The 12,426-nt window shown below is 63.6% G+C and carries 12 protein-coding genes and 1 pseudogene; 7 read left to right on the forward strand and 6 right to left on the reverse strand.

Annotation, left to right across the window (positions count from 1 at the left end; translation table 11 throughout):
* From HMPREF3048_RS02745 to HMPREF3048_RS02755, 3 genes and pseudogenes are all read right to left on the reverse strand, one after another.
* Window positions 1-1,310 (reverse strand): annotated as a pseudogene (locus tag HMPREF3048_RS02745) (hypothetical protein); the annotation flags it as partial.
* A 45-nt stretch (window positions 1,311-1,355) separates the two neighbouring features.
* The gene (locus HMPREF3048_RS02750; protein ID WP_070569197.1) at window positions 1,356-2,207 is read right to left on the reverse strand and encodes a hypothetical protein; all 852 of its coding nucleotides are present in this window, start codon (window positions 2,205-2,207) and stop codon (window positions 1,356-1,358) included.
* Between the two features lie 129 nt (window positions 2,208-2,336).
* A complete protein-coding gene (locus tag HMPREF3048_RS02755) occupies window positions 2,337-3,044 on the reverse strand; it encodes a sortase family protein (RefSeq protein ID WP_246815330.1) in 708 nt (235 codons plus the stop codon).
* Between the two features lie 19 nt (window positions 3,045-3,063).
* Between HMPREF3048_RS02755 and HMPREF3048_RS02760 the strand changes: the two genes are divergently transcribed.
* From HMPREF3048_RS02760 to HMPREF3048_RS02770, 3 genes are read left to right on the forward strand one after another with little or no spacing between them, the layout of a single operon-like run.
* Window positions 3,064-3,360 (forward strand): rhodanese-like domain-containing protein, encoded by a 297-nt coding sequence (locus HMPREF3048_RS02760; protein ID WP_070422470.1) that lies wholly within the window; start codon window positions 3,064-3,066, stop codon window positions 3,358-3,360.
* Window positions 3,361-3,404: 44 nt separating this feature from the next.
* Complete coding sequence (locus tag HMPREF3048_RS02765) at window positions 3,405-3,839, forward strand: MarR family winged helix-turn-helix transcriptional regulator (RefSeq protein WP_070422469.1); 435 nt, start codon at window positions 3,405-3,407, stop codon at window positions 3,837-3,839.
* A gap of 57 nt (window positions 3,840-3,896) precedes the next feature.
* Entirely contained in the window at window positions 3,897-7,712 is a 3,816-nt protein-coding gene (locus HMPREF3048_RS02770; RefSeq protein WP_070771119.1) for a Pls/PosA family non-ribosomal peptide synthetase, read from the forward strand.
* Window positions 7,713-7,835: 123 nt separating this feature from the next.
* Here HMPREF3048_RS02770 and HMPREF3048_RS12020 read toward each other — a convergent pair whose 3' ends face one another.
* The gene (locus tag HMPREF3048_RS12020; RefSeq protein ID WP_101740970.1) at window positions 7,836-8,258 is read right to left on the reverse strand and encodes a hypothetical protein; all 423 of its coding nucleotides are present in this window, start codon (window positions 8,256-8,258) and stop codon (window positions 7,836-7,838) included.
* A gap of 322 nt (window positions 8,259-8,580) precedes the next feature.
* Here HMPREF3048_RS12020 and HMPREF3048_RS02775 point away from each other — a divergent pair, with 322 nt between their 5' ends.
* From HMPREF3048_RS02775 to HMPREF3048_RS02790, 4 genes are read left to right on the forward strand one after another with little or no spacing between them, the layout of a single operon-like run.
* Entirely contained in the window at window positions 8,581-9,468 is an 888-nt protein-coding gene (locus tag HMPREF3048_RS02775; RefSeq protein WP_070771120.1) for a transporter substrate-binding domain-containing protein, read from the forward strand.
* A 3-nt stretch (window positions 9,469-9,471) separates the two neighbouring features.
* Window positions 9,472-10,125, forward strand: a complete 654-nt coding sequence (locus HMPREF3048_RS02780; protein ID WP_070771121.1) for an amino acid ABC transporter permease — start codon at window positions 9,472-9,474, stop codon at window positions 10,123-10,125.
* On the forward strand, window positions 10,115-10,786 hold the full coding sequence (locus tag HMPREF3048_RS02785; RefSeq protein WP_070771122.1) for an amino acid ABC transporter permease: 672 nt from the start codon (window positions 10,115-10,117) through the stop codon (window positions 10,784-10,786). The genes HMPREF3048_RS02780 and HMPREF3048_RS02785 overlap by 11 nt, the downstream gene beginning before the upstream one ends.
* Window positions 10,787-11,521 carry an amino acid ABC transporter ATP-binding protein gene (locus tag HMPREF3048_RS02790; protein WP_070771123.1) on the forward strand — a complete coding sequence of 245 codons (735 nt, stop codon included), beginning with the start codon at window positions 10,787-10,789 and terminating at the stop codon, window positions 11,519-11,521. It abuts the gene before it with no gap.
* Here the strand turns inward: HMPREF3048_RS02790 and HMPREF3048_RS02795 are convergent.
* Both HMPREF3048_RS02795 and HMPREF3048_RS02800 read right to left on the reverse strand, forming a co-directional pair.
* Window positions 11,518-12,042: a GNAT family N-acetyltransferase gene (locus HMPREF3048_RS02795; protein WP_070483483.1), complete on the reverse strand. Its 525-nt coding sequence runs from the start codon at window positions 12,040-12,042 to the stop codon at window positions 11,518-11,520. The two genes, HMPREF3048_RS02790 and HMPREF3048_RS02795, sit on opposite strands and share 4 nt — an antisense overlap.
* Window positions 12,032-12,316: a type II toxin-antitoxin system TacA family antitoxin gene (locus HMPREF3048_RS02800; protein WP_070422461.1), complete on the reverse strand. Its 285-nt coding sequence runs from the start codon at window positions 12,314-12,316 to the stop codon at window positions 12,032-12,034. Before HMPREF3048_RS02800 ends, HMPREF3048_RS02795 begins: the two co-directional genes overlap by 11 nt.
* Between the last annotated feature and the right edge of the window lie 110 nt (window positions 12,317-12,426).

A 12,426-nucleotide genomic window follows, 5' to 3' on the forward strand; every position in this document is an offset into this window, starting at 1 on the left:
GCCTTCTTAGTCGAGGTCGCCTTCGTGGTCGTCGTGGACGGCGCGGTCACCGAAGCCTTCGTAGTCGGGGTTGGCTTCGTGGTCGGGGTGGGACGCTGCGTCGTCACCTCAGCCTTGGTTGTTGGCTTCGGCTCGAGTTCGGGTTTGGTCGTAGGCGTTGCCGGAGGTGTTACTGGCTCCTCCGGCTCGAGCGTGGCATCCGGGTACTGCGCCTTGAACTCCTCAAGATTGTTCTGGGCAGCCCGCAAGACGTGCCAGGCGGCCTCCGCAGCTGCCTCGGCTTCGTCGACACCTTCACCCTTTTCCTTCGCTGCGGTAGCAGCAGCATCCGCGGCAATGTAGTTACGCTCCGCTTCCTTCACCGCATCCAACGCTTCCTTCAGGGTGGTCGGCTTCGGGAGTTCCTCGACGGGAGCGACCTGGGTGGTCTCCTCGGGGGTCGGCTCCGCAGAGGTGGGTTCCTCAACCACGACAGTTTCGATCACCGTGGTCTCGGTGGTCGGTTCCTCGGTGGTCGTTGTGGCCGGGACCGTCGTAACGACGGTGCTGACCTCAGGCGTGGACGGCTCAGGCGTGGACGGCTGCGGAACCACAGGTGCGGGCTCAGACGTCGTTGGCTCAACCGGCACAGGAGCAGGCTTCGAGGTCGTTGGCTCAGGGGCAGGCGCAGCAGTCGTGCTCGGCTTCGGCGGGCGGCCGCCGTACTGCTTAAGGTTGTTGTGCTGGATGAGCACCTGCGCGTCCAGGGCCTGCGGGGTAGTCGCGGACTTGCCACGGTTGTTGCCCACCTTCATCAGCGCACCGTCGCACGAGTGGGCAAGGCCCATGGCGTGGCCGATCTCGTGGGCGAGGGTCATGGTGATGCTCGGTTCGTGTCCTCCACGGATCGTGTCGGGGTTAATCTGCACCCTCATGTTGTGCACGTTGCCGGTGACGCGACCTACAGAGCCGCCGAGGTTAGCCTCCTGGACGGTGACGACTTTGTAGCCGGGTTTGTCCACGTACTCGAAACGCACGAGGCCATTGGTGGCCTTGACCCATTCTTCGGTGGCGCGGTTGATGTGCGGCTTCAGTCGGTCCGGCGCGTAAAGGTACAGGGTGTTTTCGACGAGGGCGTTTTCGTTGTCGCTAAACACGAAGCGGTCCATGTGCGGGATCGGCGCGCCCCTCTTCGCAGCTGCAGTGGCTTCCTTGCACTCACGGCTGAGTGGGTCGATGTCGACGTGAGCATGGGCGGTTGCAGGAGCTACGACACCGCCTGCGATCACAGCGGATGCACAGGCGGTGGCGATCAGATGTCTATAATTCACGAACTAAGAGAACATCATTCTCAGCCGTAAATCAAGTCGGGTGTCCTAGATAAGGCGACGGCGCGCGAAGGCGTATACGCCGGTACCCAGCACAGATGCGAGCAGCAGCGCGAACAGTGCGCGCACGAGGGTGTTGGAGCCGGTCTCGGCGGCGAGGCCGCGCTGGGCGGTCGCGGCGGTGTCGGCGGCGGCTGCGTCAACGGTTTCAGCGCCGCCACGCTCGGCAGCGTACGGGGCAGCCGGGGCGACGTCGACGTTCAGGTCGCCGGCAGCGCGAGCGGCCTCGATACCCTGGCGCGCGATTTCGCCAGCAAACTTTGCGACGAGCCCATCACTCAACGCAATCTCCTCCGGCGTGACATCCGAGTTCACGCGCAGGACATCGGCGACGAAGGTGTGGCCGTTTTTGTTCAGGAAGTAGGTCACGCCGTCCAGGGTGGCCACTGGCGGGAACTTGACCAAGCCGTTGGCAACCGGGTCCGGGTTGGCCGGGTCGACGTTGTCGGCGCCAAGCGGCTTCTCAGCCGGGGCCTGGGTAGCCTCGCCGCCAGACTGCGCCTCAGCCTTCTCCTCTTCAGAGAGCTCCGGGGCGGGAGCGGGTGCCGGTGCCTGCACAGAAGTCTGGGCGTCGCGGATGACGCCGGTGTCGATGAGGCCGGCCACGGCGGCGTCGACAATTGCAACTGCCTTCTCCTGCTGTGCAGAGTCGAGCTGCGCGAACGGCTTGAGCGCCTCCTGCGCGTCAGGCACGTAGTGGGTGCCTTCCTCGTTGAGGAAGTAGGTTTCGCCGCGCGCGTCCTTGGTTTCCTTGGGCAGGTCCTGCGCGTTGGCGTTTGTCATCGGCAGGGCGGCCAGGGCGAGAGCGCCAGCGGCGGCTGCGGCGAGAAGGCGGTTCATTGTGGTCTCCTGAAGTTGAGAAAGTCTAAAGTTCAACTTGAAGTCTACAGTGTCTTGACAGTTTTTACACCAGTCACACGAGAAACTTTTGTCACAATTTGACAAACGGGCGCGACAACGCACCAGAAATCAACGTGGCTGGAAGACGGTTTCCACCTCGTCGTCAGTGGCGGTGCCCTCGAGCTGCCACCCCACCACCGCATTGCGCACCGAGTTGGCCAGCAGGTTCGACGGCTGCACACAACTGATGGTCAGCAGCCGGCCAGGCATCGGCCCGTCACCCCAGATCTCCGGGTTGGAGGCAAGCGACTTCTTGTCAGGATCGTGCAGATCGGTCGCGCGGTAGACCAGCCAGTCCTGCCCGGAGGTTTCGGTGCGCACGTAGAGGTAGTCGCCGACGGCAACGTTGTGGTGCTCGGTGGTGCCGTCGTAAAGCTTGTTAAACACCGCGCTCACCCCCGCACCCGTGTGACCCGCGATGACCACAAGATCCTTCGCATCCGTGCCAGGCAGCGCGTACGGGTACCCCTCCCCCGTCAGCGCACACGCCTTATCCAGGCTCTTCGGATCGATCGCGCCATCGACCACCCGGCAATCCTCGGCCTCAAACCCGGCGCGCATCCCCAACACCGGCACAACCATCTCCACCGGCCGTCCCGCTGGAATCTGCGCAGCTGCTTCTCGACGAACCGACGTCTCCGACGACGTCTCTTCCGTGGTGGGGGTTTCGGGGGAAGGCGTGGTGTCGTCGAAAAGCAATATGCGCACGACGAACACAACGATGAGCAGCGCGACAATGCGGCGCACATGATAAACCCAGCGAGGAGTGGACGTCACGGGCGCTATCATACGAGCCATGGAGAATGTCCAAGTCACTGAAGTCCCTGCAGGCGCGCAACTTATCGACGTCCGCGAGGCCGACGAATACGCCGCCGTCCGCGCAACCGGCGCCAAGAACATTCCGCTGTCCGAGTTCGTGGCACGCTACAGCGAAATCGACCCGGATCAGGACATCTACCTGATCTGCAAGGGCGGCGGCCGCAGCGCACAGGCCGGCGAATACCTCGAGCAAGCCCTCGGCTGGGACGGCATTTACAACGTCGCGGGCGGCACCACCGCCTGGGTCGAACAAGGTTTGCCGCACGAAAATTAGGCCGTCCCAACCATTGGGACGCCGCAGGGAAGTATGGTGGGGGTATGTCGACGCTTCCTGAACTGCCCTCTGCTCTTCTGAAGTCTCCCCACTTCCAGATCGAACGCGTGCGCAGGCACACCAAGGACGAAGTCGAACGCACCCTGGCCAAGCACGACACCACCATGCGCGAGTACTGGGTGCTGTCCTGCGTGGACGTCGCTCCAATGTCGCAGCGCCAACTGTCCGAGCTGCTGATCATCGACGCCTCCGACATGGTGCGGCTCATCGACTCGCTGGAGAAACTCGGCTGGGTCACCCGCGACCGCGACCCGAAAGACCGTCGCCGCCAGATCGTCGCCGCGACCAAGAAGGGCACGAAGGCGCTGGCCAAACTTGGCGACGACGTGGTTGCAGCCGAGGAGCGCGCACTCGAAGCGTCGTCCCAGAAGCAGCTGAAGAACCTGAAGAAGCTGTCGCAAGCGCTCGAGACGGAATAGCCGTGTAGTCGCCGTGTAGTCGAGCGATGCGCCCCGGATAGGTCTAACCTAATCCGCATGGTTCAAGCCGAGCCCCTTCCCAATCCGCTCCTGCGCAGCCACCTCGCCCCGCCGGAGCGGACACTTATTGATGTCCTTTTCGCCTCCGCCGAAGCCCACCCCGGCGCGGCGGCCATCGACGACGGCGAAGTAATCACGTACGCCGAACTCGTCGAAGAAATCGACCAACGCGCCACCGCCATGCGCACCCAGGGTGTGCCGTACCGGGGCCGCGTCGGCATCCGGATGACGTCCGGCACCCGCGAGCTCTACCTCGCAATCTTGTCGACGATGCGCGCCGGCTGCGCCTACGTCCCCGTCGACGCCGACGACCCAGACGAGCGCGCCGAAACCGTGTTCACCGAAGCGGACGTGGACGCCATCTGGACCGACGCGGGCCTGCGGATGGTGAAGGCGCCGGTTGGTGGTTTTGGTGGTGCTTCGGGCGCGCTTGCGACAGTCACCCCCGACGACGACTGCTGGATCATCTTCACCTCCGGCTCCACCGGCAAACCAAAAGGCGTAGCGGTGACCCACCGCTCGGCCGCCGCCTTCGTGGATGCGGAGGCGCGCCTGTTCTGCCAGGACGAACCGCTCGGGCCCGACGACCGCGTGCTTGCGGGCCTGTCGGTGGCGTTCGACGCGTCGTGCGAGGAGATGTGGCTGGCCTGGCGCCACGGGGCGTGTTTGGTGCCGGCCCCGCGCGCGCTGGTGCGCTCGGGTCAGGATTTGGGCCCGTGGCTGATCCGTCGCGACATCACGGTCGTCTCCACCGTGCCCACGCTCGCCGGACTGTGGCCGAAGGAGGCCCTGGACAACATTCGCCTGCTCATTGTGGGCGGCGAGGCCTGCTCCCAGGAACTGACTGACCGCCTTGCCGACGGCCGCGAGATGTGGAACACCTACGGCCCTACTGAAGCCACCGTGGTGGCCAGCGCAACCCGGCTCTTCCCCGGCAAGCCCGTGACTATCGGTTGGCCGCTGGACGGTTGGGACCTCGCCATCGCAAGCGACGGCGAGGGAGAAGCAGGTGAGTTGATCATCGGCGGCGTGGGCCTCGCGCGCTACCTCGACCCGGAGAAAGACGCGGAGAAGTACGCCCCCATGGGTGATTGGGAGCGCGCGTACCGCACCGGCGACCACGTGCGACTCACCGAGGATGGCCTGGCGTTTATCGGCCGCGCCGACGACCAGGTGAAAATCGGCGGGCGCCGCATCGAGCTCGGCGAAGTGGAGGCCAACGTGGCCGCGCTCGACGGCGTGTATAACTCCGCCGTCGCCGTACAAACGCTGCCCGCAGGCGACAAGGTGCTCGTCGGCTATGTCTCCCCCGACGACGGCGTTTCGTTGGACGTGCAGCAGATGCGCGAGCGCCTCGCCGAGGTCATGCCGGCCGCGCTCGTGCCGCGCATCCACGTGATGGACGAACTACCGATCCGCACCTCCGGCAAGGTGGACAAGAAAGCCCTGCCGTGGCCGCTGCCCGCCAGCGTGGATGCGGTCGGCATGACGCCGACCGAGCAGTGGGTCGCTGAAGCATGGGTGGCGGTGCTCGGCCTGGACGTGCCGGGCAAGGATGCGGATTTCTTTGAGTTAGGTGGGTCGTCGCTAGCTGCCGCCTCGCTCATCGCGCGTCTGCGCGAGCGCGTGCCCACCATCGCGGTGCGCGACCTCTACGACCATCCCAGGTTGGAAACGCTTGCATCGCTTATCGACGACCTCACCCACACCACCAAAACCTCCACCCGCGAACGTTCTGTGGCTCCTGTGACCGGCGCGACCCGGCTGGCGCAGACGCTGCTCATGGTGCCGGTGATGACGCTGAAGGCGTCGGCGGCGGTGACGTGGGTGGCGATCGTCGCAAATGTGCTGGGCCTGACCACGCTGTCGTGGACCTGGCTCGCGGTGGCGTTTGCGGTGCTGTGCACGCCGTTGGGGCGGATCCCAATCGGCGCGCTCGGGGCGCGTGCGATCCGGGGCCGGATCGCGCCCGGCGTGTACCCGCGCGGCGGTTCGCAGCATTTGCGGCTGTGGGCCGCGGAGCGGTGGCTGGCTGCCTCCGGCGCGATGAACATCGCGAGTGCGAACGCCGCCAAGATCACCGCCCGACTGTTGGGCAACACGGTGGGCAAGGACGTAGATATGCACGCGTTCGCGCCGGTGACCGGCCTGGCCACCATTGGCGAGGGCGCCGCCATCGAACCTGGCGTGGACCTCGGCGGGTATTGGCTCGACGGCGACGAACTGCACGTCGGCACCGTGGTCATCGGCCCCGACGCCCGCGTGGGTGCGCGCTCCACGCTCATGCCCGGCACCGAGATCCGCGAGGGCGCCCACGTGGAGGCCGGCTCCACCGTCACCGGCGACAAACCGGTGAAGAAGCACGCCCGCTGGGCCGGCTCGCCTGCGCGGAAAAAGGGCCGGTCCAAGCACCGCTTCCCCAACGAACGCCCGCCGCGCCGGCCCATGTGGGCGCTTGCGTACGGCCTGACCTCGCTGGTCCTGTCGGTGCTGCCCGCGCTGGCGGTGCTGGGTGGTGCGGCGGCCACGCTCGGCCTGGCGCGGGTGTTTGAGACCCGCTCCGTGTGGGGCCTGCTGGTCTTCGCGCCTGTCGGCGGCGTGGTCTACATCGGCCTCGGACTCACCCTGACCTGGTCCGGCGTGCGCCTCGCGCAACTTGGTGTCCAACCCGGCGTGTTCCCCGTCCGGTCGCTTCGCGGCTGGAGCCTATGGACCGTCACCCGCCTCATGGACGACGCCCGTACCCGCTACTTCCCCATCTACGCCGGCGCCGCCACCCCCGTCTGGCTGCGCCTGCTCGGCGCCGACATCGGCGAGCACACAGAAGTGTCCACCGCGGTCATGGTGCCGAAACTCACCGAAGTCCGCGAAGGCGCATTTCTTGCCGACGACACCCTCGCCGGCGGCTACGAAATCGGCGGAGGTTGGATCCGGACGGACCACGCCGTCGTGGGTAAGCGGTCGTTCGTGGGCAACTCCGGCATGGTCGCCCCGGGCCGCAAACTGGCCAAACACTCCCTGGTGGCCGTGCTGTCCGCAAGCCCGAAGAAGTCCAAGGCGCACTCGAACTGGTGGGGATCCCCGCCCGAACGCATGCGCCGCGTGGAGGTCGAAGCCGCAGGTGAGGCGACGTACGAACCGACGAAGGGGTTGATGCGCAGGCGTGGTGTCGTCGAGACGATGCGCCTTTTAGCCCCCATGACTCAGGCGGTGCTGGCAGCCCTCTTCGCGGCTTGCGTGGTGACGTTGCTTGAGCGCATCGGCTGGTGGACGTACCTGCTCGGTGGACTTACCTGGATGGGTGTCGGCGTGGTCGCGGTGGCCTCCGCCGTGGTGGCGAAGTGGGTCCTCGTGGGCAAACACCGCGCCGGCGAACACCCGCTGTACTCGTGGTTCGTGTGGTTCAACGAACTACAAGACCAGTTCATTGAAGTCATCGCCGCACCCTGGTTCTTCAACTGGGCCACCGGCTCCGGCGAAATGAATCTCGCGCTACGGGCCCTGGGCGTGAAAATTGGGCCCGGCGCGTGGGTGGAGTCCTACTGGTTCCCCGAAACCGACCTGTGTTCCGTGGGCGCCGGCGCCACCGTCGGGCCGGGCACCGTCGTGCAAACGCACCTGTTCCAGGACCGCGTGATGTCGTTGGACACCGTCACCATCGAGGCATCTGCCACCCTCGGCGCCCACTCCGTCTCCCTACCGGGCTCCGTTATCGGCGCCGGCGCCACCGTGGGCCCCGGTTCGCTGGTCATGCGTGGCGACTCCGTCCCCACCAACACCGTCTGGCAAGGCAACCCCGTCGAGCCGCGGTAGGGGGTGGTCGGCGTGGGCCCTTTCTTCCCTTCCCCTCCCGCGTGGTTCGCGCGCTTCCTTCCAGGCCGCACTAACGACATCCAGGTAACGACATCTAGCAGCGGAACGGCCCTGCCGTTCAGGTTAGATCCACGGGCGATCGTGATCCTTCGCCGTTCGTAGATTTCCCTCACCCAAGCAGATACTTCTTTTACGGAAGGAGATCGGAGTCCGTTCAAGGTTGAAAACGAACCGAGAAGGACGACTCGTCGGATAGAACCAGGCCTCAGGAGGTTCGGAAATCTCAACAGACCATCCAGGGCTCTCCCCAGGGAAGCGTTCGGAGTACGTCATCTCAGCAGCAGCTCGAATGACACGATCCCAATCTGCATCTCCGGTCGTATCCGGTTCACGGTGCGCCGCTATGAACTCCTTGTGATCTTTAATATCCCGGATCTCTGACACAACACGCTTCAGCACACGCACCACAAAAGAGGAATCATTCTCGGCAGCAAGTTCACATTGCACCCATTGTGCAAAGCGTTCATAGGTATAAAACTGATCCACTTGCGCCTCCTTCCTCAATTCGAGCCTTCGGCTTCAATTATGACCCACTAGCGCCTCTGCGTACAGACCAAACTCGACTGCCATGCAGCGATGCCGACCAATCGGCTGCACCGTACCTCCCTCGCAAATGTCGTTACCGGGATGTCGTTCGTGCCACTTCAACCCCGCACCAACGAATTCCTGGTAACGACTTCTAGCAGCCGAAACGCGCCGCATGAATACAAAGCGAACACCCCAGTTCACAAAACTAGACAGACTGGTGTACTTTTACTGAACCAAGCGGTATCCGCCGCCGTAGTTTTACAAAAGAAAGTTCACTGTCATGTCACTCTTCCCGTCCCGCAACACCCGCAAGGGCCTCGCAGCCAGCGCCGCCGTGGTCCTCGCCGCCATTACCCTCACCGCCTGCTCCGCGGAGTCCGGCGATACCGACGCCACGAACGGCGCGGAGCCGGCAGCGGGTTTCCGCGACGTGGCCACGATCCAGGAGGCCGGTTCGGTGAAGATCGGCGTGTTCTCGGATAAGTCCCCGTTCGGCTACGTCGATTCGAACGGCGAGTTCGCCGGTTACGACATCGAGTACGGCAATCGTTTGGGCGAGGACCTGGGCGTAAACGTCGAGTATGTGCCGGTGGAGGCTGCCTCGCGTGTGGAGTTCCTGGACACGAACAAGGTCGACATCATCCTGGCTAACTTCACGGTGACCCCGGAGCGCCAGGAGAAGGTGGATTACGCCAACCCGTACATGAAGGTGTCGTTGGGTGCGGTTACCCCGGACAATGCGCCGATCGATAGCGTGGAGGGGCTTGAGGGCAAGAACGTGATCGTCGTTAAGGGCACGACCGCGGAGGCGTACCTGGAGAAGAACCACCCGGAGATCAAGCTGACCAAGTTTGAGCAGTACACCGAGGCGACGAACGCGCTTCTCGACGGCCGCGGCGACGCCTGGGTCACCGACAACACGGAGGCTCTCGCATGGGCCGGTAAGACCGATGGTTTCTCCGCGACGATCCCGACGCTGGGTGAGACGGACACCATCGCGGGCGCGGTGGCGAAGGGTAACGACGACCTGCGCGAATGGATGAACAACGAACTCGTCGATCTCGGCAAGGAGAACTTCTTCCACAACGCATACGAGAAGACCCTGAAGCCGATGTACGGCGACGCGGTTTCCGCGGACGACCTGGTCGTTGAGGGCGGCCAGCTCTAACTCATGGACGTTTCGGTCATTACCGAGAACATCCCGGTTTATGCTTCGGCGGCAGTCCTCACGGTGAGGGTTGCCGCCAAAGGCATTGTGCTCGCCTTTATCGTTGGCGCGCTGGTGGCCGGGGTGCGGTTTTTCAAGGTGCCCGTGCTGAGCCAGATCGCGCGGGTGTACATCGAGCTCTCGCGCAACACTCCCCTGCTGGTGCAATTGTTCTTCCTGTACTTCGGCCTGCCCAAGATGGGCGTCGTGCTGGAGAGCGAGACCTGCGCCGTGGTGGGCTTGGCCTTCCTGGGTGGCTCGTACATGGCGGAGGCGATCCGCGCTGGCCTGGAGGGGGTCGCCCCGATTCAGTTGCAGTCCAGTTTAAGCCTGGGTATGTCGCGGATGCAGGCGCTGCGTCACGTTGTCGCGCCGCAGGCCACGGCGCTTGCGCTGCCGGCGATTACGGCGAACATCATCTTCCTGATCAAGGAGACCTCGGTGGTCAGCATCGTGGCACTGCCGGATTTGGTCTACACCGCCAAGGAGCAGATCGGCCAGACCTACGAAACGCGCGAGGCGTTGCTGCTTTTGGTCACGTTCTACCTGATCATTTTGCTGCCGGTTTCGCTCATCGCGGGACGTGTGGAGAAGAAGGTGCGCGCGAATGTTTTCTGATCTCCAAGTCCTCGCCGACGGCAACAACTTCCAGCGCCTCCTCATGGGCCTTGGCGTGTCCATCCAGATCGCGCTCGCGTCGATGGGCTTGTCGATTGTGTTGGGGACGCTGTTGGGGGTGGTGATGTCGTCGCCAAGCAAAATTGTTCGCGTGATCACCCAGACCTACCTGCAGTTTGTGCGCATCATGCCGCAGTTGGTGCTGCTGTTTCTGGTGTACTTCGACGCCACGCGCGCGTGGGGGCTGAACCTGGATGCGCGGGTGGCGGCGGTGATTGTGTTCACGCTGTGGGGCACAGCTGAGCTGGGTGATTTGGTGCGCGCCGCTATCGAGTCGGTGCCGCGCCACCAGTACCTCTCCGCGGCGGCGCTGGGCATTGAGGGGCGCGCGCTTTATCGTCACGTTGTGCTGCCGCAAGCGCTGCGCGGTCTGATCCCCGCGACGATCAACCTGACCAACCGCATGATCATGACCACCTCGCTCGTCGCGCTGATTGGCGTGGTGGAGGTGCTCAAGGTGGCGCAGCAAATCATCGACGCCAACCGTTTCGAATACCCGTCCGCCGCCCTGTGGATCTACGGCGTGGTGTTCCTGCTGTGTTTTCTCGTCTGTTTTCCCATCTCGCTCGCCGCGCGCAAGCTGGAAGAAAGGTGGAGCTAGATGTCGCTTATCTCGCTCGAGCATGTCTCCAAGACGTACCCCAACGGGCACAAGGCGCTTAACGACGTCACCCTGTCCGTCAACCCCGGCGAAGTCCTCACCATCATCGGCCCGTCCGGCTGCGGCAAGTCCACGCTGCTGCGCACAGTCAACGGGTTGGAGCCGGTGGATTCCGGCCAGATCCTGGTCAACGGCCGCGACGTGACCGCCTCCTCGACCAAGCTCAAGGACGTGCGTTCCGACGTTGGCATGGTGTTCCAGTCCTACGACCTGTTCCCCCACCTGACCGTGATGGAGAACCTGCTGCTCGCACCGAAGGTGGTCAAGGGCGCGGACAAGGACGAGGCCCGCTCGCGGGCGGTGGCGCTGCTCGAACGCGTAGGGCTTGCCGCCAAGGCGGACGCTCGCCCGCGCGAACTTTCCGGCGGCCAGAAGCAGCGCGTGGCCATCGTGCGTGCGCTCATGATGCAGCCGAAGGCATTGCTTCTCGACGAAATCACCGCCTCCCTCGACCCCGAAATCGTCCGCGAAGTCCTCGACGTGGTGGTTGGCCTCGCCCGGGACGGCATGACGATGATCGTGGTCACCCACGAAATGGCGTTCGCCCGCGCGGTTGCCGACCGCATCGCGTTCATGGACGCTGGCCGAATCGTCGAGATCGCCCCGCCCGAGGAGTTCTTCGCCGCCCCGAAGTCAGAGCGCGCGCAACGCTTCCTGGACCAGTTGGTGTTTTAGGCGGTTGCGGGCTGGGTCATAAACTGTTTGATGCCTCTAATCGGTAGCAAGAGATGTAACGGTTGCTCCGGCATCTCCTGAAATTCTGCGTACTGCATGTAGAACCGTTTCGCGTGTTCATCCAACGCGTGTACAACCACTGCCGCGGCTCCAATTTCTCCAGCCACAGTGAAGCACCGCGCTAGAGCGTCTCTCAGCAGCGCTTTCCCAACTCCTTTCCCCTGCGCATTCACATCTACCGCCAACCGCGCGAGAATTAACACTGGGATCGGATCGGGACGCCCCTTGGCAAACGCTTCTGGCGCGGCTCCAGCAACCATCCCACCCGTACAGACCGCATAGTACCCAGCGACGCGGTCATTCCACTTGGAAACGTAAACAACACAGTTGTGTGCCCGTTGATTCTGCATGGCGTAGCGGCGAAACCACACATCGAGCGACACCTCCCCACAATGAAAACTCGAGCGATCATCCGCCTTAACAAGTTTCCGAGGCGGCTGAAGCACACCGTCAGTCGCCAAATTGAAACTCCTTGCCAAATGGAGTCTCCTCAGCGAAAAGTTTGCCAAGCTTGGAGAAGTCGGCCGGCTGGTCGAGAAGTTCCTCAACACGAGAGAAACCTTCTTCGCCCAACACAAAAAGTCGCTGATCAGCAAGTACCATCAATGCGCGCTCCACGGCACTGTCGAGCACAAACTGTGACACCGAAGTGTTTGTCACCTCAGCGGCCCTGCGGAAAAACTCCTCTTGGTGTGCGGATGTACGCAAGTTCAAGCGCCGGTCTTTGACTGCCATTTCAAACTCCTTAAAGCGATGTACTCACAATGTACTCACGATCGAGGTCGATAGCAAGAGGGTTTAGAAAGGAGGAAAGGGTTAAGCGACAAAATGTGTGTCTGCTATCG

Origin of the sequence: Corynebacterium sp. HMSC075D04 (assembly GCF_001815635.1) — a bacterium.
Lineage (GTDB): Bacteria > Actinomycetota > Actinomycetes > Mycobacteriales > Mycobacteriaceae > Corynebacterium > Corynebacterium coyleae.